Consider the following 1280-nt stretch of genomic DNA (forward strand, 5'->3'; position numbering starts at 1 on the left):
GGGGGCTGCTGAAGGGGTGTGTGACATCTGAGTTCGCTTGCCGAGAGGTGGGCGTGGAAGGATGTTGTTGTGCCCAAGCCGTATCCCCGTGAGTTCCGTGAGGACGTTGTCCGGGTCGCGCGTAACCGCGAGTCTGGTGTGACTTTGGCGCAGGTCGCCGCGGACTTCGGTGTTCACGAGATGACGTTGCAGAAGTGGTTGCGTCAGGCTGATGTCGAGGACGGCGCCAAGCCGGGTGTGTCCTCGGATGCGGCGGCTGAGTTGCGTGAGCTCAAGCGCCGTAACCGGCTGTTGGAGCAGGAGAACGAGGTGTTGCGTCGGGCTGCGGCGTACTTGTCGCAGGGCAATCTGCCGGGAAAAGGCTCTACCCGCTCGTAAGGGAGTTGGCCGCCCCCGATGCCCCGATTCGGGTGCCGGTGGCGGTGGCGTGCCGGGTGCTCAAGCTCCACCGCCAGCACTACTACGCCTGGCTGCGCAGGCCGGTCACCGACACCGAGTACGACGAGGCCTACGCGGCGAACGCGATCTTCGACGCTCACCGCGAGGACCCCGAGTTCGGGTATCGCCTGTTGCACGACGCGGTCACCGCCACGGGCGTCGAGGTGTCGGACCGCACGGTGTGGAAGATCTGCTCGGACAACGAGTGGTGGTGCGTGTTCGGGAAGAAACGCCGCAGCCGCAAGGCCCGGCCCGGTCCGCCCGCGCACGACGATCTCGTGCGCCGCGAGTTCACCACTGACAGACCGAATCGCCTGTGGCTGACCGATATCACCGAACACCCCACCGGTGAGGGCACGCTCTACCTCTCCGCGGTCAAAGACGTGTGGTCGAACCGGATCGTGGGCCATTCCATCGCCGACCGGATGACCTCCCAGCTCGCCCTGGACGCGCTGGAATCGGCCGTCGCCCGCCGTGGTGGCCACGTCGCCGGCTGCACGCTGCACAGCGATCGCGGAGGTCAGTTTCGCAGCACGAAGTTGCAACAAGCGTTGTGGCGCCACCACATGCGCGGCTCGATGGGCCAGGTCGGCTCAGCCGGTGACAACGCCGCCATGGAGAGCTTCTTCAGCCTCCTGCAACGCAATGTGCTCAACCGCCGCACATGGGCCACACGCGAAGAGCTCCGCATCGCGATCGTGACCTGGATCGAACGCACCTACCACCGACGCCGCAGACAAGCCCGCCTCGGCCGCTTGACCCCCATCGAATACGAAACCATCATGAGCCACACCGCCACCCCGGCGGCCTAAACCACTGTCACAGTTTCCTTCAGCAGCCCC

At 65.7% G+C, this 1280-nt stretch carries 1 protein-coding gene; it reads left to right on the forward strand.

What is annotated here, in order from left to right; genetic code table 11:
* Positions 1 to 69 precede the first annotated feature (69 nt).
* Positions 70 to 1250, forward strand: a protein-coding gene (locus IF64_RS0124880; protein WP_145600441.1) for an IS3 family transposase whose coding sequence is annotated in 2 segments (ribosomal slippage) — positions 70 to 354 and positions 357 to 1250 — 1179 coding nt in all. Because the reading frame shifts where the segments join, the coding sequence is not laid out codon by codon here.
* Positions 1251 to 1280 lie beyond the last annotated feature (30 nt).

The sequence above is a fragment of the Prauserella rugosa genome, assembly GCF_000719975.1.
Taxonomy (GTDB): Bacteria; Actinomycetota; Actinomycetes; order Mycobacteriales; family Pseudonocardiaceae; genus Prauserella; species Prauserella rugosa.